Here is a 23,389-nt window from a genome sequence, read left to right as displayed (position 1 = left end):
AAATCCATCATTAAATCAGCCCACACTGAACGAGTGCCTGGTGCGCCGAGAGCGGATCTTCAGCCAGGTACACATCAGTGATCTCGGAAGTTCTTACGGACAACTCGGCGTGGTGGATGCATACCGTTGGTCCGACAATCATTTTTGGACAACTGACTCCGTTCAGTAGCTTGGGGAGCTGCGCCAGGTTCATCGCTTTGCTGGAATACAGCAGTACGCCACGAGCCTGCAGGTGTTCGACCGCCAGTGCCAATTCGCCGGCCGGTAACGGCCAATCGAAGACTTGCACCGGGCAATCGGCGCTGCTGATCAGCCACGCGCATAGCCACAGATGAGGTTCCAGTGACAGGTCGGAATGGTTGATCAACAACAAGGGCGCGGCGTGCAACTGACGGTTGTTATGGTAGATGCGTGCGCCGAATTTGCTGCGTAACCAGGAAAAAAAGAACACGCGCTCCATCTGCGCACCAAATTGGCCCTGCCAACGCTGTTCGAGATCGGCCAGCAGCGGCATCAGCAACTGCTCGCACAAGGTGCGCGGCGGGTAGAGCGCCATCGCTTGATTGACGCTGTCGTCGAGGTTGCGTTCGTTGAGCTGGATGACCGCCGCCAGCAACGTCTGACGCAGCGGGTGCCAATCGTTCTCCTCGGTGGGCGTGAAAGCTTGCGGGGTGTCGAGCAGCGGCTTGACCTGACTGACCGCGACGCCACGATTGAGCCAGGTCAGGATGGTCAGAATCCGCTGCACATGTTCGGCCGAATACAGCCGATGTCCCTTGGGTGTGCGTTGCGGGATGACCAGTCCATAACGTCGCTCCCACGCGCGCAGGGTGATCGCGTTGACGCCGGTCTGCCGCGCGACTTCGCGGATCGGCAGCCAGCCTTCGTCGAGGGCTTTCTTGAAGTCGGCGCCGAGGTCTTCCTGGGCGCTGGAATCGGGTTTGTCGTTCATCAGATGGCGTTTCGCAGGCTGAGGTTTTCCGGGTGCGGTTGCAGGTAAACCTGTTGCGCGATGTACGGATCGGGGTGTTGGCGAAAGTGATGCTTGAGCAGCGTCAACGGCACCACCAGCGGCACGATGCCGAGGCGGTACTGGCTGATGACGTGGACCATTTCCTGTTTGTCTTCGGCGCTGATCACTTGCTTCAGATATCCACTGATGTGCAGCAGCACGTTGCAATGAGTGCCGCGCGTTGCGCATTTTTTCAGCGCCGCCATCAGCTCGCTGAAATAACGCGGGCCGAGTTCGGCCGGATCGCTGTGCGCCATGTTGCCCAGCAGCTTGCCCAGCGCCTTGTATTGCAGCGGATTGTGGGCCATCAACTGGTATTTGTAGCGCGAGTGAAATTCGGTGAGGGCGCGGCGGCTGAGGCCGTCGGCGAGGACTTGCTGCCAGGCACTGTAGGCGAAGACGCGGGTGATGAAGTTTTCCCGCAGCACCGGATCGTTGAGGCGTCCGGCTTCTTCCACCGGCAAATCCGGGTGTTGTGCGCAGAAGGCCTGGGCGTAGATGCCACGTCCGCCGCCATTCACCGGCGCGCCGTTGGCGTGGTAGACCTTGACCCGTTCCAGCCCGCAGGACGGCGATTGCTGCATGAAGATGTAACCGCAGATGCCCTCGAGTTCGGCGGCCATTTGCTCGCCGTACGCCGCCAGTGGCTGGGTGACGTTGATCGCCGAATTCACTGTGCCGATGGCTTCAGGATTGTCGGGATCACCGACGAGGCGGATCGGCTCGCGCGGAATGCCGAGGCCGATGGCGACTTCCGGACAGACCGGGGTGAAATCGAAATATTCAGTGAGGGTGCGGCTGCACAGGCGTGATTCCTTGTGTCCGCCGTTGTAGCGCACCTCGGCACCCATCAGGCAGGCGCTGATGGCGATTTTCGGTTTGGCGGCGGGAAGGGCAAGCATAGGCACCTCGAATCTAAACCTGTACAGAGATCAATCTCTGTACAACATTGGCTTAGCATAGATTCAAAGGTGTACAAGTCAAATCATTTGTATAACTTTCTGTAGGAGCTGCCGAAGGCTGCGATCTTTTGATTTTGCTTTTACAACCACAAGATCAAAAGATCGCAGCCTTCGGCAGCTCCTACATGAGCCAACCGATTTTCCAGTGAGTGCTGTTTTGTAGCGCTTGCCAATCGAGGCGTTCAACGCGTTTGGTCAGCACCGCTTGTAACTCGATTTCCAGCACAGTGCCTTCCTCATCTCGGAACAGCTCGGTCACCAGAAAGTGTTTTTCACGGTTCTGCGGGTGGGCTGCTGTCCATTTCGACAGCAGCAATTTACGCGGGTTGATGCGGTTCATTGCAGGTGTTCGTGCAGGCGACGCGCAGCCTCCTGACCACTCAGCCATGCACCCTCCACACGCCCCGACAGGCACCAGTCGCCGCAGGCATACAAGCCCAGATCAGCATCGGCCAGCGTGCCCCATTCATGACCCGTCGCCGGGCGGGCATAGAGCCAGCGATGGGCGAGGCTGAAGCTCGGCGCCGGCATCGCGCTGTGCAGCAGTTCAGCGAACGCGCCGTGCAGTTGCTCGATCACCGCTTCCTTGGAGAGGTCAATGTGTTGCCGACTCCATGCGCTGGTCGCGTGCAGCACCCAAGTGTCGAGGGTGTTGTCGCGCCCCGGTTTGCTGCGGTTGCGCGCCAGCCAGTCGAGCGGGCTGTCTTGCACAAAGCAGCCTTCGATCGGTGTATCCAAAGGCGTATCGAAGGCGAGGGCGACGGCCCAGGTCGGGTCCATTTTTACTCCGGCAGCGGCGCCGGCGAGTTTCGGCGCAGCGGCCAACAAAGCAGTGGCCTGTGGCGCTGGCGTGGCGATCACCACATGGCTGAAAGGGCCGTGCGTGAAGCCTTCGGCATCTTGCAAATGCCAGTGCTGTTCACCCCGGAAAACCTCGGTGATGCGGCAGGCGAAATGCACTTCCAGACCGTCAAGCAAGCCACGGGTGATGGCGCTCATGCGCGGCGCGCCGACCCAGCGGGTCTGCTCGTCCGGCGACAGGTTCAGTTGCCCGCCCTGATAGGTATAGAGCTGCGGCGTCCACTCGGCGACCCAGCCCAGGCTTTGCCAACGCTGTACCTCGGTGACGAAGCGGCGGTCGCGGGCGGTGAAGTACTGCGCGCCCAGGTCCAGCGAGCCGGCGTCGCTGCGTTTGCTCGACATGCGCCCGCCGCTGCCACGGCTTTTATCGAACAGTTGCACGGTATGCCCGGCCTCTGTCAGAGCCTGGGCGGCGGAGAGCCCGGCGATGCCGGTGCCGATGATTGCGATAGGTACAGTCATAGGGGCCTCGTTTACCTTTCTGTACAGACTACGCCGTGATTGAAACCTGTACAATTTTGTTTTCTGGTATAACTTCTAGCGTTCTCGTTCTGACAGCTTGGCCTATGGTTAAACAATAGAGCCTGCCCGATAGAAAAGATCCCTGCTTTTAAAAATAGACTAGTGATCCGGGTTAAACGCCATGCGAGGAAGATGTCATGCACATATTGCTGACCGGCGGTACTGGTTTGATCGGACGTCAGCTCTGCCGGCACTGGTTGGGGCAGGGCCATCGCTTGACGGTGTGGAGTCGCAAACCGGAGAAGGTTGCGAAGATCTGCGGTGCGCAGGTGCGTGGCATTGCGCGTCTCGAAGACATTGGCGAAGAACCGCTGGACGCGATCATCAACCTTGCTGGCGCACCGATTGCCGATCGGCCTTGGACCCATCGCCGCAAGGCGTTGCTGTGGAGCAGCCGCATCACCCTGACGGAGTCCTTGCTGGCATGGCTGGAAACCCGCTCACAGAAACCGGCGTTGCTGATTTCCGGTTCGGCGATCGGCTGGTACGGCGATGGCGGTGAACGCGAACTGAGCGAAGATTCGCCGCCGGTGATCGACGATTTCGCCAGTCAGTTGTGCATCGCCTGGGAAGAAACCGCGCAACGTGCCGAAGCGCAGGGCATCCGTGTGGTGCTGGTGCGAACCGGGTTGGTGCTGTCGGCCGAGGGCGGCTTTTTGTCGCGGTTATTGCTGCCGTTCAAGCTGGGTCTGGGCGGGCCTTTGGGCAACGGCCGGCAGTGGATGCCGTGGATTCATATCAACGATCAAATCGCCCTGATTGATTTTCTTCTGCACCGCGATCAGGCCAGTGGTCCTTATAATGCGTGCGCGCCGCAACCTGTGCGCAATCGCGAATTTGCCAAGACGCTGGGCAGCGTTTTACACCGCCCGGCGTTCATGCCGATGCCGACGCTGGCACTGAAGATCGGCCTCGGCGAGATGTCTTTGTTGTTGCTTGGCGGCCAGAAGGCTACGCCGGCACGCTTGCTGGAAGCGGGTTTCACTTTCCAGTTCACGGATTTACGCGCGGCCCTGGATGATCTCTCCAGCCGCCTCTGAAATAGGACGTTGCATGACCGATCACGCTTTGCTTCTGGTCAACCTGGGTTCCCCGGCCTCAACTTCTGTGGCCGATGTGCGCAGCTACCTCAATCAGTTCCTGATGGACCCGTACGTGATCGACCTGCCCTGGCCGGTGCGGCGTCTGCTGGTGTCGCTGATCCTGATCAAACGCCCGGAGCAGTCGGCCCACGCCTATGCGTCGATCTGGTGGGAGGAGGGCTCGCCGCTGGTGGTGCTCAGCCGTCGTCTGCAACAGCAGATGAAGGCGCAGTGGACTCAAGGCCCGGTAGAACTGGCGATGCGTTACGGCGAACCGTCGATTGAAACCTGCCTGCTGAAACTGGTCGCGGCGGGGCACAAGCGCATTACGCTGGCGCCGCTTTATCCACAGTTCGCCGACAGCACCACGACCACGGTGATCGAAGAAGCCAAGCGAGTGATCCGCGAGAAGAAGCTCGAGGTGAAATTGTCGGTGCTGCAGCCGTTCTACGATCAGCCGGAATATCTGGATGCGCTGGTGGAAAGCGCCAAGCCGCATTTGCAGCAGGATTACGATCACCTGTTGCTGAGTTTTCACGGTTTGCCTGAGCGGCATCTGACCAAGCTTGATCCGACCGGCAATCATTGCTTCAAGAATGACGACTGCTGCAAGAACGCCTCGCCTGCGGTCATGGCGACCTGTTATCGCGCGCAATGCCTGCGCACGGCGGCATTGTTTGCCGAGCGCATGGGCCTGCCGGATGGCAAATGGTCGGTGTCGTTTCAGTCGCGTCTGGGGCGGGCGAAGTGGATCGAACCGTACACCGAAGCGCGGCTGGATGAACTGGGTAAAAGCGGCGTGAAGAAGTTGCTGGTGATGTGCCCGGCGTTTGTTGCCGATTGCATCGAGACGCTGGAAGAGATTGGTGATCGCGGCAAGGAACAGTTCCGCGAAGCGGGGGGTGAGGAGTTGGTTTTGGTGCCGTGCCTGAATGATGACACGCATTGGGCGAAAGCTTTGGCGACTCTCTGCGAACGAGCGCCGCTGGCGTTGTGATGATCGTTCCCACGCTCCGCGTGGGAATGCCTCTAGGGACGCTCTGCGTCCAGTGACGCGGAGCGTCACGGGCTGCATTCCCACGCAGAGCGTGGGAACGATCACACAGGGTATGAGCCGATCTTTAGATCAGCGGCTCATCCGCCTTCTTGTTCTTCCAGCCGTCATTGCCCGGCAGGATCAGGTTCAGCGCAATCGCCACCACCGCGCACAGCGCGATGCCTTTGAGGCCGAAGTCGTCCGGGCCAGTCCCGGTGCCGACCAGCACTCCGCCAATCCCGAACACCAACGTCACCGAAACAATCACCAGATTGCGTGCTTCGCCCAGATCGATCTTGTGACGGATCAGCGTGTTCATGCCCACCGCCGCGATCGAGCCGAACAACAGGCACAGAATCCCGCCCATCACCGGCACCGGAATGCTCTGCAGCAGCGCACCGAACTTGCCGATGAACGCCAGGGTGATGGCGAAAACCGCCGCCCAGGTCATGATTTTCGGGTTGTAGTTTTTGGTCAGCATCACCGCGCCAGTCACTTCGGCGTAGGTGGTGTTTGGCGGGCCGCCGAACAGGCCAGCTGCGGTGGTGGCAATGCCGTCACCGAGCAGGGTGCGATGCAGGCCCGGCTTCTTCAGGTAATCACGACCAGTCACGCTACCCACGGCAATCACGCCACCGATGTGCTCAATGGCCGGGGCCAATGCCACCGGAACGATGAACAGAATCGCCTGCCAGTTGAACTCCGGCGCAGTGAAATGCGGAATCGCAAACCATGGCGCAGCAGCAATCTTCGCGGTGTCGACCACGCCGAAATAGAACGCCATGGCAAAACCGACCAGCACACCGGAGATGATCGGCACCAGACGGAAGATGCCTTTACCGAACACCGCCACGATCAACGTGGTCAGCAGCGCCGGCATCGAGATCAGCATTGCGGTCTGGTAGTGGATCAGTTCAGAACCATCGCCAGCCTTGCCCATCGCCATGTTCGCGGCAATCGGCGCCATGGCCAGGCCGATGGAAATGATCACCGGGCCAATCACTACCGGCGGCAGCAAACGGTCAATGAAGCCGGTGCCTTTGATCTTCACGGCAAGGCCTAAGAAGGTGTAGACGAAACCGGCCGCCATCACACCGCCCATGGTCGCCGCGAGGCCGAACTGGCCCTTGGCGAGAATGATCGGGGTGATGAAAGCGAAGCTCGACGCCAGAAACACCGGCACCTGACGCCCGGTGACGATCTGGAACAGAATCGTCCCAAGACCTGCGGTAAACAGTGCCACGTTCGGGTCCAGGCCCGTGATCAGCGGCATCAGCACCAGGGCGCCGAAAGCCACGAACAGCATCTGGGCGCCGGACAGCACCGTGCGCCAGAGCGGATCGTTGAACTCTTGCTGCATGGTTACGCGTCCTTCTGCTTGGTGCCGAAGATCTTGTCACCGGCGTCGCCAAGTCCAGGGATGATGTAACCGTGCTCGTTCAAGCGCTCATCGATGGACGCGGTGTAGATGGTCACGTCCGGGTGAGCTTTTTCTACTGCGGCAATGCCTTCCGGCGCGGCAACCAGCACCATCGCGCGGATGTCTTTACAGCCGGCTTTTTTCAACAGGTCGATGGTCGCAACCATCGAGCTGCCGGTGGCGAGCATCGGGTCGATGATCATCGCCAACCGTTCGTCGATTTCCGGAACCAGTTTTTCCAGATAGGTGTGCGCTTGCAGGGTTTCTTCGTTGCGGGCGACACCCACAGCGGAAACCTTGGCACCCGGGATCAGGCTCAGCACGCCTTCAAGCATGCCGATGCCGGCGCGCAGGATCGGCACAACGGTGATCTTCTTGCCGGCGATTTTCTCGACCGACACGGTGCCGCACCAGCCTGCAATATCGTAGGACTCCAGCGGCAAATCTTTTGTAGCTTCATAGGTCAACAGGGCGCCGACTTCCTGAGCAAGCTCACGGAAGTTCTTGGTGCTGATATCGGCGCGGCGCATCAGGCCGAGTTTATGACGGATCAGCGGATGGCGGATCTCGAGGATGGGCATGGAAAAACTCCGGCGGCGGGCAAAAAAACCGGCCTAGATTAATCTATCCGAGGGTGATGTCCTATAGGACATTCTGTACGTTAGTCCATAAAGGCTTGATTCGGCCTCCCGAGATGCGTACCTTTGCCCGCTTTTCGCAGCCATACCCCCCCACATTCCCCCCTGGAGAGCGCCATGTCCGCTGATCTCGAGCATATCCGTCAAATCATGCGAGAGGCTGACTGCCTGTACACCGAAGCTGAAGTCGAGGCGGCCATCGCCCGTGTCGGTGCACATATCAACGAACAACTGGCTGACAGCAACCCTGTGGTGTTCTGCGTGATGAACGGCGGCCTGATCTTCTCCGGCAAACTGCTGACGCATCTGCAATTCCCGCTGGAAGCGTCCTACCTGCACGCGACCCGTTATCGCAACGAAACCAGCGGCGGCGACCTGTTCTGGAAAGCCAAGCCGGAAGTCTCGTTCATCGACCGCGACGTGCTGATCATCGACGACATCCTCGACGAAGGTCACACCCTGGGCGCGATCATCGACTTCTGCAAACACGCCGGCGCGCGCAAAGTCCACACCGCTGTGCTGATCGACAAGGATCACGACCGCAAGGCGCGTCCTGACCTGAAAGCCGATTTCGTCGGCCTGCCGTGCATCGACCGTTACATCTTCGGTTACGGCATGGATTACAAAGGCTACTGGCGCAACGCCAACGGGATCTTTGCCGTTAAAGGCATGTAAGCAAGATCAAAAGATCGCAGCCTTCGGCTGCTCCTACAGGTTCAATGTAGGAGCTGCGGAACGCTGCGATCTTTTGCTTTTAAACCCATGCTAGAGTGCTCGGCCCCGCCTTCCGGAGCCTGTCATGCGCCTCTTGATCCGCAGCCTCGCCGCGCTTTTCCTGATCTTCAGCCTGCCTCTTTCCGCCGCGCCGATGCACAGCCAATTCCTGCCGCCGGACGATCTGACCGTACGCGATGCCGAGCCCGAGCAGCAGCAACTCATGCAGATCACCGACTATTCCGTTGTGGTGGGCGCGCAACGCCAGTCCAATCAGCAACCGATCCCGGTCACCTCGCCGCTGCTGATCCGCCTCAAGGGCAAGTCCCTGAACAAAGGCGCGACCATCGCTCAGGTGCTGGTCAATTTTGATGGCGAAAGCAAAAGCCTGAAAAAGCCGATCTACGACGACAAGAGCAAAACCCTGACGCTGTTTTATCCACAGGCCCAATATCGCGTGATCATCGATTTGCTGCGCAATGACACCGTGTATGTGCAGTTCCTCAGTTACGCCAACGGCCATATCTGGGCCGATTTGCACACCGGCAGCACGCGTTCGCGTTGAGCCCGACGGCAGGGCAGGGGTAAACTGCCCGCCCCGTGTAATGTCTGCGAGCTGGAGTCGGCAATGCGTAAAGATAAGAAACAAGTGATTGGTGACGAGATCGGCGATGAGCAGATCAAGCTGTTCCTCGATTTTGAACCGGTCGACGCCACTTCGCCGTCGCTGCACAAACTGATCAAGGCTTACCGTGGCTTGCGCATCGATGACTTCGAGCGCTTCCTGGGTTTCTTCGTTGCAGCTGGCTACGACGTCGATGGCAAGGACGAGCAGGGCAAGACCTTTGTTGACCTGATCGCCGATCAGCGCAACGCGCCGGAATACATCGAACTGATCGAAAAATCCCGCACGTGAGTTATCCCCAATAACTGTGGGGAGGGGATTTATCCCCGTTCGGCTGCGCAGCAGTCGCAAAATTAGTGAGTGCGGTTTGCCTGACATACCTTAGCAGCAGGTTTTGGGGCCGCTTCGCAGCCCAGCGGGGATAAATCCCCTCGCCACAGAAGTCTTGCCAATGTTCACGCGTAAAAAAACGCCCCGCACTCTCTGAGTCCGGGGCGTTTTTTATGCGGCGTGATCAAGCGTAGCTTGGTGTCTCGCTGCTTTCTTCAACCAGTTCCAGCGCGATGTTGTTCTGCGTGTTGATCTTGCGATACAGCGCAGCATCGGTCTCCAGCACCTTTTCACGAGCCGGGAAGATCTCGGCCAGTTTGCCAGCCCACTCACCATTGGCCTTGGCCGGGAAGCACTTCTCGATCAGTTCCAGCATGATCGAAACGGTCACCGAGGCACCCGGCGAAGCACCGAGCAGGGCGGCGAGGGAACCGTCCTTGGCCGACACCAGTTCGGTACCGAACTGTAGGATGCCGCCCTTTTTCGGGTCTTTCTTGATGATCTGCACCCGTTGGCCGGCCACTTCCAGGCGCCAGTCTTCGGCTTTCGCTTCAGGGTAGAAACGACGCAGGGAATCCAGACGCTGCTCCATCGATTGCATCACTTCGCTGACCAGGTACTTGGTCAGGTCCATGTTGTTTTTCGCCACGGCCAGCATCGGCCCGATGTTGCCGGCGCGAACCGACAGCGGCAGGTCCATGAAGGAACCGTGCTTGAGGAACTTGGTGGTGAAACCGGCGTATGGCCCGAACAGCAGGGATTTCTTGCCGTCGACCACGCGGGTGTCCAGATGCGGCACCGACATCGGTGGCGAACCCACGGCGGCCTGGCTGTAAACCTTGGCCTGGTGGTGTTTGACCACTTCCGGGTTGTCGCAACGCAGCCACTGGCCGCTGATCGGGAAGCCGCCGAAGCCTTTGCTTTCTTCGATGCCCGACGCCTGCAGCAACGGCAGCGCCGCGCCGCCCGCGCCGAGGAAGACGAATTTGGCGTCGACTTCGCGGGTACTGCCGCTGTTGACGTCCTTGATGCTGACGGTCCAGCCGCTGCCGTTACGCTTGAGGCCGGTCACGCGCTTGCAGTATTTGACTTGCGTGTCCGGGGCGCTGGTCAGGTGCTTGAGCAACTGATTGGTCAGCGCGCCGAAGTTGACGTCGGTGCCGTTCATCACGCGGGTCGCAGCGAGGACTTCGTCCGGCGAGCGGCCCGGCATCATCAGCGGCATCCACTCGGCCATTTTGGCCTTGTCTTCGGTGTATTCCATGTCGGAGAAAGCGTGGTGCTTGCTCAACACGTCAAAGCGTTCCTTGAGGAACGACACACCTTTGTCGCCCTGGACGAAACTCAGGTGCGGTACCGGGCTGATGAAGGATTTGCACGAGCCGAAGGTGCCTTGCTTGGTCAGGTACGACCAGAACTGCTTCGACACCTCGAACTGGGTGTTGATGTGCACGGCTTTCTTGATGTCGACGGTGCCATCAGCGGCTTGCGGCGTGTAGTTCAGCTCGCACAGGCCGGCGTGACCGGTACCGGCGTTGTTCCACGGGTTGGAACTCTCCGCAGCACCGGAATCCATCAGCTCGACGACTTCCAGCTTGATCGCGGGGTCGAGCTCTTTGAGCAGTACGGCAAGGGTGGCACTCATGATGCCGGCCCCAACCAGTACTACGTCGACTGCTTCGTTATGCGCCATTTAACGCGTCTCCAAAATCTGCAGCACCAAATTGTCGGCATGGCTGCCAGGCTTTCCGGGACAGATCAGTTGTGCCCCAGCTATCCGTGGTCAGGTCGCCATGTCCGAATCTTCGCAATTTTTCGCAACTTCGACGGATGCGTGCGGCCAGGCTTCAAGAGCTCCATGAACTCATTTCAGCACGTGGCTGGCAATTCGACTTATGGTCGAGACATCCGTTTTTGTGCAACCAAATCCGTAGCGGACAGGCTTCAGGCTCCGATATTCGAGGTATACCCGGTCCTGTGTCGTTGGGCTGTTTCAGACGCTAATGGTGCATGTTCAGACGCAAAACTTTTCATTTGCTCGCCACACTCTTGTGAAGTTGTGAAAACCCGTTTTTTTCACGCTCTTTTGAAGACGTGAACCTCAAAAAAGGGCTGTCCGGGCTTGGCACCATGCCCGAGGGCAAAAACAACGCGGCGGCCGAGCGTCATGACAGCTCTGCAGATTCGCGAAAAGCGGGGTTTTTGCCGGAAGAACAGGCAAGCGCGCCAACTTCACTCGATCTGTGTGGGCGGCTCTCTGTGGGCGATTTTGATGTCGATGCGATGCGCATTGACGCTGTTGCGGGGCCCGATCAGGAGACGTCCTTATAATCGGGGGGAGATTGTATCGAAGAAATGCGGGCAGTTGCTCGTGTTTAATGACTTTTATTAGGCATCCGGTCAGATGCTCAACATCGCTTGCACCCGTGCGCGGGGCTGCGACACCATGACGCGGGCGCTGGCGGGCAGTGGCTGGTGCAACCAGTTGAGGCGAATTTCCTCGATTTCCACCCAACCGTCGCCCATCGGTTGCAGGCTGCACTGCTTGAATGCCTGGCAATGGCCGTTGCGGTCGAGCAGCGCGAAGCTGCGGTGCAGCGGACGAGGGGCGAACAACGAGATCAGATAACGCATGGTCGAGTACCTTGTTGGAGGACTGCTTTGGAGGTTGGCAAAGGGCCGTGACGTCAACGTGTATGACAGGTGAACAATCTGTGACAGGAACCGCGTTCGGCAGGGTTTGTCAGACATTGCAGTATTCGCTGTCGGGTGCTGGTGACCCGCAGTGGCCCACCGCTATACTGCCGGCCTGTTTGTGCCTGATTCTGGAGAGAAGAGCATGTTGCAACGCCTGTTGTTCGGTTTGATCACTGTGGCCGGTTTGACCCTGGCCGGCTGCGCCCACAGCCCGCAACAACTGAATCCGGAGCCGAAGCTGACCACGCAGTTGCCTGCGGTCGGCCGTGGCCAGCCCGTTGTCGTGCGTGTGGTTGACGGTCGTCCGTCGCCAACCCTCGGTACCCGTGGCGGCCTGTACCCGGAAACCAGCGCCATCACCGTGCAGCGCGAGCAGATCCTGCCGAAGTTGCAGGCTCAGGCTGAAGCCGCCGTGCGTCTGTTGGGCTTCACCCCGACCAACAACGCGCCGAATGCGCCGCAGCTGACCGTGACCCTGGCCGAGCTGAAATATCAGTCGCCGAAAGAAGGCATGTACGTGACTGAAGCGACCATCGGCGCGACCTTCCGCTCCGACGTGCAGAACGCAAACCGCCGTTACAGCGGTCGTTACGGTGCGTCGCTGGACCAACGTTTCGGCATGGCGCCGAACCAGGAAACCAACACCAAGCTGGTGAGCGATGTGTTGAGTGATGCGCTGACGCGTCTGTTCAAGGATCCGACCGTGGGTCAGGTGCTCGCCGAGTAAGCTGTCGGCAGATGCAAAAAAGCCCGGTGCCAGCAATGGCCCCGGGCTTTTTCATGGGGCATGAAATCCTGCCCCCTCACCCCAGCCCTCTCCCCCAGGGGGGGCGAGGGGGAAAGGTAGCCGATCTGTGTTGTTCATGAGATCTACATTCACCTTGGAGTTTCAGGTCGATGTACCTCGACCAAGCAACCCGGTCAGTCCCCTCTCCCTCCGGGAGAGGGTTAGGGTGAGGGGCTTTTGATTTTTCAGGCCGCCTGCGAGTAGAAGTCGAGGACGCTGACGCCGGTCAGCAGGTCGGTCTCGGGTAAATCCGCATGCTGATGCCCGCCGAGGGCGCAATACACCAGCCAATGGCGATCCTGAACATTGAAGGCAAGGCTGCCAACGAGGCTTTGTTGTTCGTCGTAAGGGGTGATGAGGTAGAGACGATCCTGGTTTTCAGCGTGAAGCATGTCGCGTTCCATGTGCGTTTCGAGGCGCGCATGGTGGTGCATCCACATGACGAAGCCGTGACACAGGACAGCCATCGGTCGATTGTCATGTAATTTGTCGCAAACGCTGGGGCAGGGCACTCGGGTTTCGGTAGAATCCGCGCCGCGGTCGTCGATCTGGCGCCTGTCATACCGGTTTAGATAGAGGTCTGTGATGTCGCTGCACTTGATGACGCTGTTTACCGCCCATCCCGCCAAATTGATCAACCTGCTGGCGCTGCTGTTGGCGTTTCCCGGCAGTTGGCTATTGCACGCCACCCGTCGCCGTGAACAGCGCGCGATGGCCAGTATTGCCGCTCAGCGCCAGGCGCAACCCAATGCCGAGCCGATGCTGGACTGGGCGACGTTGCGCATGAACCGGTTTTTCTATCGTTTTGGTTTCGCCTGCCTCACTCTGGCCCTGATCGTTTCCTGGATCAGCACCCGCTTCTAAAAGCAAAAGATCGCAGCCTGCGGCAGCTCCTACATGAATCCCCTGTAGGAGCTGCCGCAGGCTGCGATCTTTTGATCTTGCTGTTGCTTTTACAACGGCAGCCCGGCTTTTACGCGGTACTGATTGCGCACCGGCGTCGCATATTGCAGCACCAGATACGGACGGTGCTCCGCAGGGCAAGCATCCAGCCGGCTCTGCCATTCTTCCTGGGCCTTGGCCAGTTCATCCGCCGGGAACACTTCGGCAGCCTTCGGCACATTCAATTGCGCATCAGCATCGGCCCACTGCGCATACGCCAGGTAATGCACCGGGAATAACCGGTAGCCGCCAAGAATCTGCTTGTCCATCTCGACTGCCAATTGCTTGGTGTCTTCAAACAGCTCGCTGATCGGCGCGGCGAAGTTCACGTGTACGCGGCCCTTGTAGCCGGTGATGCCCTTGGCGATGCTCACGTCATCTTCGCCCGGCGCTTTCGCGTAGGTGCCGGTGGTGGCGCGGATGTACAGCTCGCGGGCCTTGGCCTGGTCGCACGGGTCGTATTCGTAGCTGATCGACACCGGAGTGACGTTCAGCGAGCGAATGACTTCGCCGAACGGCTCGTCCTTGCGGCTCATGTGGAACATCTTGAGGATCGCCGACTCGGTGCGGTCATCGCCGTCCTTCGCCCGACCTTCAGCCTGCGCGATCCAGATCGAGGCGCAATCGTTGCGAATCGAGTGGTTGATGTACGCCGACAACAGCTGATACGCGGCCATTTTCTCGCGACGGCCGGTGATCGAGCGGTGGACGATAAAGCTTTTGTTCAAACGCATCAGGTCGCTGACAAACGGCTTCTGCAGCAGGTTGTCGCCAATCGCAATGCGCGGCGTCGGCAGGCCGGCGTGGTACACGGCGTAGTTGACGAAGGCCGGGTCCATGACGATATCGCGGTGGTTGGCGATGAACAGATAGGCGCTGCCCGACTTGAATTGCTCGACACCGGTGTAGGTCACGCCGTCGGTGGCGCGCTCGATGGTGTGGTCGACGTAGGACTCGACCTTGTCCTGCAACGTCGCCACCGAGGTCACGTCGGCGAACTCACGACGCAGCCGATGGGCTATAAGTGGTTTGAGCATCCAGCCGAATGCACCGGCAAAACGCGGGAAGCGGAAGTGGGTGAGGATATCTAGAAACGCCTTGTCGCCGAGCAGTCTTGCCAGTACCACAGGTACTTCGCTGTCGTCGTAAGGTCGGATGGCATCGAATTCGCCCATCATGCTCTCTTGTTGGAAACGGCTAGGGTAAGTAAAGGTTTTGATCGAAAACCAACGGGGCACGGTCTGAAAAGGTAGCCAGACAAAAATAGCCCTGCAAATAGACCGGCGATTATACGCACAAGTCACTTGGGAGACCGCGATGCTGGAACCTGCTGAATACGAATGTCCTTATTGTGGGGAAACGGTCGAGACGTCAGTGGACCTGTCCGGTGGCGATCAGACCTATATCGAAGATTGTCAGGTGTGTTGCCGGCCAATCACGTTTGTCTTGCAGGTACACGAAGAGGACTGGTTTCTGGAAGTCTTCAGCGAAAACGAGTGAGGCGCGCCCATGCAGCGAATCTACGAGCCGGAAAACCTGATGGAAGGCGAAATGCTCAAGGGCATGCTTGCCAGCGAAGGCATCGAGGCGCATCTGGTTGGCCGCGATTTGCTCGGTGGTACGGGCGAATTGCCGATCTTCGGGTTGTTGGCACTGTCCGTCGATAACGACCAGGCCGAATACGCCCGCGAGTTGATCACCGCGTACAATGCCGCGCTGCCGCTGCCCGGCGATGAACCGGAGAGCTTCCCCGGAACGCTGGTCTGTTAGGCTGAGCTTCGTTTTACTTCAGAGCCGTGTTGCCCCATGTGTGGACGTTATGCCCTGTTTCGCTGGAACCGCGATTTCGCGGCCCTGCCAGGTTTTCCCGCCGATCAGCAGGCGCAGTGGAACATTTCCCCCAATGATTCGGTGTTGATGCTGCGTGCCGGTGAAGACGGCGAGCGCGCCCTGGCCCGCGCCCGTTGGGGCCTGACGCCGCCGTGGCTGACCGATCTGTCGAAAACCCCGGCGCATGCCCGCGCGGAAACCGTCGCCGAGCAACCGATGTTTCGTGAGGCGCTGCGCCAGCGTCGCTGCCTGCTGCCGGCGAACGGGTTTTACGAATGGCGCGGGACCCAGCGCAAGCGGCCGTTCTGGCTGACGCCGGGCGAGGGTTCGTCGCTGTTTTTTGCGGCGATCTGGGAGGCGTATCCGGTGCAGGAACAGGTCTGGTTGAGCACGGCGGTGATTACTCAGCCGGCGTCGAGTCAACGCCGGCCGTTGATTCTCGATGAGGCGGGGCAGGCGGCGTGGCTCGATCCGCAGACGCCGTTGCATGTGTTGCAAGGGTTGCTGGCCAGTGAACCGGTCGCATTGCGTGAGCGGGTGTTGGCGAACCTGATCAATGATCCCAAACTCAATGGCCCGGAGTGCCTGACCCCGGGTTAATTTGAAAAGCGAAAAGATCGCAGCCTCTGTAGGAGCTGCCGAAGGCTGCGATCTTTTGATCTTGCCCTTAAACCTTGAACTGATTGATCAACCGCCGCTGCTGTTCCGCCAACTTGGTCAAATCGGCACTCGCCGAGCTCGACTCATCCGCACCGCCCGCCACTTCATTGGCCACCTGTCCAATGTTGATCACGTTGCGATTGATGTCATCCGCCACCGCGCTCTGCTCTTCCGCCGCACTGGCAATCTGCGTGTTCATGTCGTTGATCACCGACACCGCCTGGGTAATCGTCTCCAGCGCCTCAGCCGCTTTCGCCGCGTGCTGCACGCTTTCGTCGGTGCGGTTCTGACTGTCTTCCATGACCCGCACCACGTCGCGGGTGCCCTGTTGCAGTTGCTGGATCATGCTCTGGATTTCTTCGGTGGCCTTCTGCGTTTTCTGCGCCAGATTGCGCACCTCATCCGCCACCACCGCGAAACCGCGACCTTGCTCGCCGGCACGTGCCGCTTCAATCGCCGCATTCAGCGCGAGCAAATTGGTCTGCTCGGCGATCCCGCGAATCGCTGTGAGGATCGCGTTGATGTTCTCGCTGTCCTTCGCCAGCGTCTGTACCACGCCCACGGCTTTGCCGATTTCCAGCGCCAGCACGCCGATCGAATTGGACGTGTCGCGGACGATCTGCATGCCCTGACTGGCCGCTTGATCGGCATGGCTGGCGGCTTGTGCAGCCTGCGTCGCATTGCGCGCAACGTCCTGCGCGGTGGCGGTCATTTCCTGCACGGCGGTGGCGACCTGATCGATCTCGGCCATTTGTTTCTGGATGCCGATGTTGGTGCGAATGGCGATGTCGGCGGTGTGCTCCGAGGAATCGCTGACGCTTTGCACTGACGTCACCACCTGCGTGATCATCGCCTGCAATTTGGCCAGGAAGGTGTTGAAGCCCTTGGCGATCGAACCGAGTTCATCGCTGCGATCACTGCTCAAGCGGCGGGTCAGGTCACCTTCACCCTGAGCGATGTCGTTGAGCATCGCGACCATCTGCTTCAACGGCCGGGCAATGCCGTGGCCGACCAGCCAGATCACCAGCAAGCCAAGGCCGGCGATCAGCAGACCGACCATGGCCATGCCGAAGGTGTCGGACTTGCGTTGCGCATCAAGGTCGCCCTGCAGTTTCTGCAGATCGGCCATCACCGCGTTGAGCGGCAATTGCAGCATCAGTGTCCAGCGCGCGTCGGTCTGGCCGATGCCGAACGGCAGGTACAACTCGATGCGGCCCTTGTCCTTGTTGACCGAGTAAGTCACCTCGCCGCGTTTGAGATTGGCCATGTTGGCCGTTTGCTCGGCGTCGAGGATGTCGCTGATTTTCTCGCCGAATTTGCTCGGGTCCTTGGTGTAGGCAACGATCCGGCCATTGCCGCCGACCAAGGCCATTTCACCGGCGCCGCTGTAGAGCTTCTGGTTCGCGCCGAGGAGCATTTCCTGAATGAAGTTCACCGACAGGTCGGCGCCGACGATGCCCTGGAAGGTGCCGTTGAGCATGATCGGTTCAATGAAGGAGGCGAGCATGACGATCTTGTCGCCGACCTTGTACGGTGCCGGATCGATCACGCAGGACTTTTTGCTCTCTTTCGAGCACAGGTAGTACTCGCTGGCGCGCACGCCGGTGGAGAGGACTTTCTGGTCATCGACGTCGGCCAGTTTGTCCAGGCCCAGCGTGCCGTCGTCATTGCGGAACCACCACGGCAGAAAGCGCCCGTTGGCCGCATCGATGCCGACCACGCGGGTGCCGACGTAAGCCGCGTCATTGTGATCGAGGGCGTTTTTCTCCCAGCCGATGTAGGTGCCGAGAATCTTCGGGTTCTTTTCGACGTTCTCTTTGATCAGGCTGATCAGTTGCTCGCGGCTGACGCTCAGGCGCGGCTGGCCATCGGCGCCCGGCGTGCCGAGCAGGGCGTTGACCCGTACCAGGCCGCCGGCAATCAGCAGTGGCGCTTCGAGCTCGCGCTGGATCTGGCTGACCTGGGTTTGCGCCAGTGCGCTCAGGCGTTGTTCGATGACTTGCTCGAACTGCGCCTGGGTGCGCTGCTGCACCATCTCCTGGGTGCGGGCGCCGGCAAACAGCGCATACAGCACCAGCGCCGCCACCACGCTGAGCACAATGGCGCCAGCCAGGGCGGCGACGGAAAACTGGATCGACTTGAACTTCATGGGAGCTCCGCACGCAAGAGGACGTCTGCGGTGATGTATCGGCAGCGGGCAGGGCGCCATGAGCGTGGCAGGGTGGAATTGGCAGGGCATGTCGCAAATGGATCACTGCGTGCCGCAGTTGTTGTGGGCTGGTCGGTGGTGTGAATTTTTTACGACAGCTGCGGTGGGAAATGTCTGAAAGGCGCTACAACACGTCCGTTGTATCTGGCGCCGATACAATTACCCGCCTAGGATACGCGACAGGTTTTCAGGGAGCTTTTGAATGAACAAGACATTGGTTGTAAGTGCACTGAGCGCAGCGCTGTTGCTGGCCGGTTGTCAGTCGGTCAACACCACCAGCGGCGGCGCCGTGGGGGTGGAGCGCAAGCAGTACATGTTCAGCATGCTGTCCTCGCAAGAGGTCGACCAGATGTATGCCCAGTCGTATCAGAAGACCGTCGGCGAGGCGTCCAGCAAAGGTGTGCTGGACAAGACCAGCCCTGAGGCCAAGCGGGTTCAGGCGATCGCCAACCGTTTGATCGCACAGGCGCCGAACTTCCGCCCGGATGCGGCGCAATGGCAGTGGGAAGTCAATCTGATCAAGAGTGACGAACTCAACGCCAACTGCGGGCCTGGCGGCAAGATCATTTTCTACACCGGGCTGATCGACAGCCTGAAACTCACCGACGATGAAATCGCCGCGGTCATGGGCCATGAAATCGCCCACGCCCTGCGCGAGCACGGTCGTGAAGCGATGTCCAAGGCGTACGGGATTGAAATGGCCAAGCAGGGCGCAGGCGCATTGCTTGGTCTGGGTCAGGACAGTCTGGCGCTGGCCGACACCGTGGCCAACTACGGCATGACCCTGCCGAACAGCCGAGCCAACGAAAACGAAGCCGACCTGATTGGTCTGGAACTGGCTGCTCGTGCCGGCTACAACCCGAACGCCGCGATCACCTTGTGGAACAAGATGAGCAAGGCCTCGGAAGGTTCGCCGCCGGAGTTCATGAGCACTCACCCGGCGTCGGCCAGCCGGATCGCTTCGTTGCAGGCGGCGATTCCGAAGGTAATGCCGCTGTACGAACAAGCCCCGAAGTCCTAAGAGTCGAAGGACACAACGATTCTTCAGGTTGGGAGGGCTGTTGTGGCGAGGGGATTTATCCCCGATGGGCTGCGAAGCAGCCCCAAAACCTGCAAATGCGTTATGTCTGACACTCTGAGGCAGCAGGTTTGGGGGCGCTTCGCGCCCCATCGGGGATAAATCCCCTCACCACAGGTTTTGGGTGGTTCAGTAGACGGGGGTTAAACCCAGCCGCTGCTCTGCATCGCCTTGTACACCGCCACGATTGCCAGAATCATGAACGCCGAAGCCGCCAGGCGACGGATCAAGGTCAGCGGCAATTTGTCGGCAGCAAAATTACCCGCCAACACCACCGGCACGTTGGCAATCAACATGCCCGCCGTCGTCCCGATAATCACCAGCCACAGTTCCGGGTATTGCGCGGCGAGCATCACCGTCGCGACCTGAGTCTTGTCACCCATTTCAGCCAGGAAAAACGCGATCAGCGTGGTCAGGAACGGCCCGAACTTGCGTGCGGTGCTGGTTTCATCGTCGTCCATTTTGTCCGGGACCAGTGTCCACAGCGCGGTGGCCGTGAAGCTTGCGGCGAGAATCCAGTGCAGGACCGAGTCAGAAAAGAAACTGCCGAACCAGGCGCCGACCGCACCGGCTGCTGCGTGGTTGGCCAGGGTCGCGGCGACAATACCGGCAATGATCGGCCAGGGTTTGCGGAAGCGAGCGGCGAGAATCAGCGCGAGCAGTTGCGTCTTGTCGCCGATTTCGGCCAAGGCAACGATTGCGGTGGGAACGAGTAACGAGTCCAGCATCAGGATTTTCCTAAGGGGCGGGTCGACACGGCTATGACACGTACAGCCTTCCCGCCCCGGGTAAGGTGTGCGTGTCATAGGTCTTGTCAAACCCTGCGATCCGTCTGCTGCGGACGCTTGGGTCGCATACGCCATGATCTGAGGATCAAGTATGTTGACGTATGCCGGACGAGCTTGGCGCTCGTGGGAGACTACTCCCCTAGGACGGAGCGGATTCTGCCTAGGCAAATCCGATTGAGCAAGCCTCTTTTTTGAAAGAAGTTCTACTCGCGCTTGGCCCGGTAGATGCGGAAACCATTGCCTTCGGCCTTGATCGCACACACGCCCAGATGCTCCTCGATCAGCGGTTGATACTTGAGAAAGCTGTTGGCGACCAAGCGCAGTTCGCCGCCGTTTTTCAGATGTTTGGCCGCTTTTCGCAGCAAGTTCTCGGTAGCGAAATAATCGGTGTGCACGCCGACATGGAACGGCGGGTTGCTCAGAATCGCGTTCAACCCCATCGGCGCCGCATCGATACCGTCACCGGTCAGCACCTCGGCTTCCAGACCGTTGGCGGCCAAGGTCAAGCGACTGCTGGCAGCAGCAAACGCATCGACGTCGAGCAACGTCACCTGATTGTGCGGATAGCGACGTTTGACCGCAGCGCCCAACACACCGGCACCGCAACCGAAATCGAGCAGATGGCCGCTCGGCAACTTGTCCAGATGCTCCAGCAACAAAGCGCTGCCGCGATCCAGTCGGCCGTGGCTGAACACGCCCGGCAGGCTGATGACTTTCAACGGGCCTTCAGCCAGTGGCAATTCATAAGTCTGCGCCAGGCTTTCCAGGGATTTCGCTTCAGGGGCGTTGGCCACGGTCACTTGCCAGAGTTGGCAGTGCCGCGCGCTGTCGAGCTTGCGTGGCTTGCCGAACGGGTTGAGCTGCTTGGAGGCACCTTCGATGCCGCTGCGCTTTTCCCCGACCAGAAACACTTCACGCCCAGCCAGACGCGAAGCCACGGCATTGAGGATGTAGTCGGTCAGGTCCTTGGACTTGGGCAAGAACACCACGGCGCTGTCGAACTCACGCTCCGGGACATTCACGCCGAAATGGCTGCGACCTTCGAAACGGGCGTCCAGCGCCGCTTGATCGCCGGCATGCCAGCACCAGCCGAACGCATTGGGCAAGCGCCCGAGCAAATCATCGGCGGGCAAACCGGCGAGCAACAACGATCCTTGAAACAACTCGGGCTGACGAAGCAGTACTTCACTGCGCGGATCCATAACTGCTCCTCAAAAAAAAGTGCCGCAGTTTATCAACTGACGACCCGCAGCGCCTTAGCGCTGAAGAACGCCTGAGCGTTTTCGGTCAATTGGCCGACGATGCGCTGCCGCGCTTCGACACTGCCCCAAGCGTTGTGCGGCGTGACGATGAGGCGCGGGATGTCGGCGGCCAGTAGCGGATTGCCTTGAGTCGGTGGCTCGACACTCAGCACATCGGTGGCCGCGCCGCCGAGGTGACCGTTGCGCAGGGCATCGGCCAGCGCCTGCTCGTCGATCAGGCCGCCACGCGCGGTGTTGACCACGAAGGCGCCGGGTTTCATCGACGCCAGCTCGCGCGCACCGATGAAGTGGCGAGTGTGTTCGTTGAGCGGGCAGTGCAGGGTGAGGGCGTCAACTTGCGGCAGCAATTCATCCAGCGGCAAGCGATCCGGGCGGGCAGGGCGTCCGGGAATTTGCCCGAGCAGTACGCGCATGCCGAAGGCTTCGGCCAGTCGCGCCACGGCACCGCCGAGTTCGCCATGACCGAGCAAACCGAGGGTTTTGCCTTGCAGTTCAACGATCGGATAGTCGAGCAGGCAGAACTGTTTGGCTTGCTGCCAGCGCCCCGCGCCGACGGCTTTCTGGTAATCGGCCAGGCGCGTGGCGAGATTGAGCAGCAGCATGATCGTGTGTTGCGCTACCGATGGCGTGCCGTAACCCTGGCAGTTGCATACGGTGATGCCGTGGGCGCGTGCGGCGGCGAGATCGACGTTGTTGGTGCCGGTGGCGGCAATCAGAATCAGCTTCAGATCGGGGTTGGCGGCCATGGCGGCGGCGTCGATCAGAACCTTGTTGGAGATAGCGACGGTAGCGCCTTGCAGGCGTTCGCTGACTTGCTCGGGCAAGGTCTGGGCGAACAGTTGCAGATCGCTGAAACATTCGCGCAACGGACTAAGGTCGAGGTCGCCAAGATCGAGCGACGGGTGATCAAGGAATACGGCGCGGCGCGTGTTCGTCATCAACTGTACCTTTTAGGCTTTGAGCGTTGGGCGTAATCTGCCGAGCCTACCAGATGAAACAAATCGTTACGCAGACCCCGCAGCGAATACACAACCCTGTGGTGAGGGGATTTCTCCCCGATCGACTGCGTAGCAGTCGCAAAATCATTGACTGCGGTGTGCCTGATACATCCAAACGCGAGGTTTTGGGGCTGCTTCGCAACCCTTCGGGGATAAATCCCCTCACCACAAGTGCTGCGTTTCCTACAGATTTTTTATTGACCAAGCTGCCCCAGAGGAGCCCCCATGTACTGGACCGAGTTCTTGACCGTTGCACTGATCCACCTGCTGGCCGTCGCCAGCCCCGGCCCGGACTTTGCCGTGGTGGTGCGCGAAAGCGTGACCCACGGACGTCGCGCCGGTACCTGGACTGCCTTGGGTGTCGGTACGGCGATTTTCCTCCACGTCGGTTATTCTTTGCTGGGCATTGGCCTGATCGTGTCGCAGTCGATCGTTCTGTTCAATGCCTTGAAATGGGCGGCCGCCGCATACTTGCTGTACATCGGCTTCAAGGCCTTGCGTGCGCAACCGGCGAAAACCGTCACCGATGATCTGCACAAAGAGGCCGGCGTGCGCACAGCTCGCGGCGCCTTCACTTCGGGCTTCGTCACCAATGGCCTGAACCCGAAAGCGACGTTGTTCTTCCTGTCGCTGTTCACCGTGGTGATCAACCCGCACACGCCGCTGTCGGTGCAGGCCGGGTATGGCGTTTATCTCGCCGTGGCGACCGCGATCTGGTTCTGCCTGGTGGCGATGCTGTTCAGCCAGCAGCGCGTACGCGCCGGTTTTGCTCGCATGGGTCACTGGTTCGACCGCACCATGGGCGCGGTGCTGATTGCTCTCGGCGTGAAAATCGCCTTCACCGAAATGCATTGATCCTGCTTTGTAGGAGCTGCCGAAGGCTGCGATCTTTTGATCTTGTTTTTAAGGACCAAGATCAAAAGATCGCAGCCTTCG

Annotated in this window: 27 protein-coding genes, 1 pseudogene and 1 riboswitch; of the genes and pseudogenes, 13 read left to right on the top strand and 15 right to left on the bottom strand. The window is 59.8% G+C overall.

Translation table 11 applies throughout. The features are described 5' to 3' along the window. Positions 1–10: 10 nt before the first annotated feature. The 4 genes from EJA70_RS29925 to EJA70_RS29910 all read right to left on the bottom strand — a co-directional run bounded on the left by EJA70_RS29925 (position 11) and on the right by EJA70_RS29910 (position 3,297). Positions 11–952: a MerR family transcriptional regulator gene (locus EJA70_RS29925; RefSeq protein WP_158836165.1), complete on the bottom strand. Its 942-nt coding sequence runs from the start codon at positions 950–952 to the stop codon at positions 11–13. Next, on the bottom strand, positions 952–1,914 hold the full coding sequence (locus tag EJA70_RS29920) for a DUF523 and DUF1722 domain-containing protein (RefSeq protein WP_158836163.1): 963 nt from the start codon (positions 1,912–1,914) through the stop codon (positions 952–954). Before EJA70_RS29920 ends, EJA70_RS29925 begins: the two co-directional genes overlap by 1 nt. Positions 1,915–2,095: 181 nt before the next feature. Next, the gene (locus EJA70_RS29915) at positions 2,096–2,314 is read right to left on the bottom strand and encodes a TIGR02450 family Trp-rich protein (RefSeq protein ID WP_008086152.1); all 219 of its coding nucleotides are present in this window, start codon (positions 2,312–2,314) and stop codon (positions 2,096–2,098) included. Further along, positions 2,311–3,297, bottom strand: coding sequence for an NAD(P)/FAD-dependent oxidoreductase (locus EJA70_RS29910; RefSeq protein ID WP_158836161.1), 987 nt, complete (start codon positions 3,295–3,297; stop codon positions 2,311–2,313). The genes EJA70_RS29915 and EJA70_RS29910 overlap by 4 nt, the downstream gene beginning before the upstream one ends. A 197-nt stretch (positions 3,298–3,494) precedes the next feature. On the opposite strand from EJA70_RS29910, the gene EJA70_RS29905 reads away from it, so the two are divergent. Both EJA70_RS29905 and hemH read left to right on the top strand, forming a co-directional pair. Next, positions 3,495–4,397 (top strand): TIGR01777 family oxidoreductase, encoded by a 903-nt coding sequence (locus EJA70_RS29905; protein WP_158836159.1) that lies wholly within the window; start codon positions 3,495–3,497, stop codon positions 4,395–4,397. A gap of 13 nt (positions 4,398–4,410) precedes the next feature. Continuing rightward, positions 4,411–5,436: a ferrochelatase gene (gene hemH, locus EJA70_RS29900; protein ID WP_158836157.1), complete on the top strand. Its 1,026-nt coding sequence runs from the start codon at positions 4,411–4,413 to the stop codon at positions 5,434–5,436. A 124-nt stretch (positions 5,437–5,560) separates the two neighbouring features. On the opposite strand, the gene EJA70_RS29895 is transcribed toward hemH, so the two are convergent. Further along, the gene (locus tag EJA70_RS29895) at positions 5,561–6,835 is read right to left on the bottom strand and encodes a uracil-xanthine permease family protein (RefSeq protein ID WP_158836155.1); all 1,275 of its coding nucleotides are present in this window, start codon (positions 6,833–6,835) and stop codon (positions 5,561–5,563) included. Between the two features lie 2 nt (positions 6,836–6,837). Beyond that, a complete protein-coding gene (gene upp, locus EJA70_RS29890) occupies positions 6,838–7,476 on the bottom strand; it encodes a uracil phosphoribosyltransferase (protein WP_007912842.1) in 639 nt (212 codons plus the stop codon). A gap of 174 nt (positions 7,477–7,650) precedes the next feature. Between upp and EJA70_RS29885 the strand changes: the two genes are divergently transcribed. The 3 genes from EJA70_RS29885 to EJA70_RS29875 all read left to right on the top strand — a co-directional run bounded on the left by EJA70_RS29885 (position 7,651) and on the right by EJA70_RS29875 (position 9,163). Next, positions 7,651–8,208 (top strand): hypoxanthine-guanine phosphoribosyltransferase, encoded by a 558-nt coding sequence (locus EJA70_RS29885; protein ID WP_141127552.1) that lies wholly within the window; start codon positions 7,651–7,653, stop codon positions 8,206–8,208. A gap of 124 nt (positions 8,209–8,332) precedes the next feature. Continuing rightward, the gene (locus tag EJA70_RS29880; protein WP_158836153.1) at positions 8,333–8,812 is read left to right on the top strand and encodes a hypothetical protein; all 480 of its coding nucleotides are present in this window, start codon (positions 8,333–8,335) and stop codon (positions 8,810–8,812) included. A gap of 63 nt (positions 8,813–8,875) precedes the next feature. Then, the gene (locus EJA70_RS29875) at positions 8,876–9,163 is read left to right on the top strand and encodes a PA4642 family protein (protein WP_008086140.1); all 288 of its coding nucleotides are present in this window, start codon (positions 8,876–8,878) and stop codon (positions 9,161–9,163) included. Between the two features lie 223 nt (positions 9,164–9,386). Here EJA70_RS29875 and mqo read toward each other — a convergent pair whose 3' ends face one another. Further along, a complete protein-coding gene (gene mqo / locus EJA70_RS29870; protein WP_158836151.1) occupies positions 9,387–10,895 on the bottom strand; it encodes a malate dehydrogenase (quinone) in 1,509 nt (502 codons plus the stop codon). Between the two features lie 401 nt (positions 10,896–11,296). Between mqo and EJA70_RS29865 the strand changes: the two genes are divergently transcribed. Further along, positions 11,297–11,533, top strand: a complete 237-nt coding sequence (locus tag EJA70_RS29865; RefSeq protein WP_158836149.1) for a hypothetical protein — start codon at positions 11,297–11,299, stop codon at positions 11,531–11,533. Between the two features lie 69 nt (positions 11,534–11,602). Here the strand turns inward: EJA70_RS29865 and EJA70_RS29860 are convergent, their stop codons facing one another. Further along, a complete protein-coding gene (locus EJA70_RS29860; protein WP_008086138.1) occupies positions 11,603–11,836 on the bottom strand; it encodes a hypothetical protein in 234 nt (77 codons plus the stop codon). 205 nt (positions 11,837–12,041) lie between these two features. Here EJA70_RS29860 and EJA70_RS29855 point away from each other — a divergent pair, with 205 nt between their 5' ends. Then, the gene (locus EJA70_RS29855) at positions 12,042–12,626 is read left to right on the top strand and encodes a YajG family lipoprotein (protein ID WP_008086137.1); all 585 of its coding nucleotides are present in this window, start codon (positions 12,042–12,044) and stop codon (positions 12,624–12,626) included. Positions 12,627–12,871: 245 nt separating this feature from the next. Here the strand turns inward: EJA70_RS29855 and EJA70_RS29850 are convergent, their stop codons facing one another. Continuing rightward, a complete protein-coding gene (locus tag EJA70_RS29850; RefSeq protein WP_008083982.1) occupies positions 12,872–13,078 on the bottom strand; it encodes a hypothetical protein in 207 nt (68 codons plus the stop codon). Between the two features lie 193 nt (positions 13,079–13,271). Between EJA70_RS29850 and EJA70_RS29845 the strand changes: the two genes are divergently transcribed. Then, positions 13,272–13,550 (top strand): hypothetical protein, encoded by a 279-nt coding sequence (locus EJA70_RS29845; protein ID WP_158836147.1) that lies wholly within the window; start codon positions 13,272–13,274, stop codon positions 13,548–13,550. Between the two features lie 89 nt (positions 13,551–13,639). Here the strand turns inward: EJA70_RS29845 and EJA70_RS29840 are convergent, their stop codons facing one another. Then, on the bottom strand, positions 13,640–14,803 hold the full coding sequence (locus EJA70_RS29840; RefSeq protein WP_178117047.1) for a 1-acyl-sn-glycerol-3-phosphate acyltransferase: 1,164 nt from the start codon (positions 14,801–14,803) through the stop codon (positions 13,640–13,642). Positions 14,804–14,945: 142 nt separating this feature from the next. On the opposite strand from EJA70_RS29840, the gene EJA70_RS29835 reads away from it, so the two are divergent. From EJA70_RS29835 to EJA70_RS29825, 3 genes are read left to right on the top strand one after another with little or no spacing between them, the layout of a single operon-like run. Next, complete coding sequence (locus EJA70_RS29835; RefSeq protein ID WP_007912820.1) at positions 14,946–15,128, top strand: CPXCG motif-containing cysteine-rich protein; 183 nt, start codon at positions 14,946–14,948, stop codon at positions 15,126–15,128. Positions 15,129–15,137: 9 nt separating this feature from the next. Continuing rightward, on the top strand, positions 15,138–15,398 hold the full coding sequence (locus tag EJA70_RS29830; protein ID WP_008083988.1) for a putative signal transducing protein: 261 nt from the start codon (positions 15,138–15,140) through the stop codon (positions 15,396–15,398). Positions 15,399–15,434: 36 nt separating this feature from the next. Then, positions 15,435–16,058: an SOS response-associated peptidase gene (locus tag EJA70_RS29825; protein ID WP_158836143.1), complete on the top strand. Its 624-nt coding sequence runs from the start codon at positions 15,435–15,437 to the stop codon at positions 16,056–16,058. A 67-nt stretch (positions 16,059–16,125) separates the two neighbouring features. Here the strand turns inward: EJA70_RS29825 and EJA70_RS31500 are convergent, their stop codons facing one another. Together EJA70_RS31500 and EJA70_RS31495 are read right to left on the bottom strand one after the other, a co-directional pair. Next, positions 16,126–16,869, bottom strand: a complete 744-nt coding sequence (locus tag EJA70_RS31500; RefSeq protein ID WP_371924632.1) for a methyl-accepting chemotaxis protein — start codon at positions 16,867–16,869, stop codon at positions 16,126–16,128. Between the two features lie 111 nt (positions 16,870–16,980). Continuing rightward, positions 16,981–17,178: pseudogene (locus tag EJA70_RS31495) on the bottom strand (HAMP domain-containing protein); the annotation flags it as partial. Between the two features lie 1,351 nt (positions 17,179–18,529). Between EJA70_RS31495 and EJA70_RS29815 the strand changes: the two are divergent. Next, positions 18,530–19,348 (top strand): M48 family metallopeptidase, encoded by an 819-nt coding sequence (locus EJA70_RS29815; protein ID WP_158836139.1) that lies wholly within the window; start codon positions 18,530–18,532, stop codon positions 19,346–19,348. A gap of 200 nt (positions 19,349–19,548) precedes the next feature. On the opposite strand, the gene EJA70_RS29810 is transcribed toward EJA70_RS29815, so the two are convergent. From EJA70_RS29810 to EJA70_RS29800, 3 genes are all read right to left on the bottom strand, one after another. Next, positions 19,549–20,133, bottom strand: a complete 585-nt coding sequence (locus EJA70_RS29810) for a TMEM165/GDT1 family protein (RefSeq protein ID WP_158836137.1) — start codon at positions 20,131–20,133, stop codon at positions 19,549–19,551. Positions 20,134–20,222: 89 nt separating this feature from the next. After that, a riboswitch (yybP-ykoY riboswitch) is annotated at positions 20,223–20,345 on the bottom strand. Between the two features lie 51 nt (positions 20,346–20,396). Further along, positions 20,397–21,395: a class I SAM-dependent methyltransferase gene (locus EJA70_RS29805; RefSeq protein ID WP_158836135.1), complete on the bottom strand. Its 999-nt coding sequence runs from the start codon at positions 21,393–21,395 to the stop codon at positions 20,397–20,399. A gap of 32 nt (positions 21,396–21,427) precedes the next feature. Next, positions 21,428–22,393, bottom strand: coding sequence for a 2-hydroxyacid dehydrogenase (locus EJA70_RS29800; RefSeq protein ID WP_158836133.1), 966 nt, complete (start codon positions 22,391–22,393; stop codon positions 21,428–21,430). Positions 22,394–22,678: 285 nt separating this feature from the next. Between EJA70_RS29800 and EJA70_RS29795 the strand changes: the two genes are divergently transcribed. Further along, positions 22,679–23,308 carry a LysE family translocator gene (locus EJA70_RS29795; protein WP_008084004.1) on the top strand — a complete coding sequence of 210 codons (630 nt, stop codon included), beginning with the start codon at positions 22,679–22,681 and terminating at the stop codon, positions 23,306–23,308. Positions 23,309–23,389 lie beyond the last annotated feature (81 nt).

This window comes from Pseudomonas sp. PB103 (genome assembly GCF_009764635.1).
Lineage (GTDB): Bacteria > Pseudomonadota > Gammaproteobacteria > Pseudomonadales > Pseudomonadaceae > Aquipseudomonas.
This window is presented reverse-complemented; position numbering and strand designations above follow the sequence as displayed.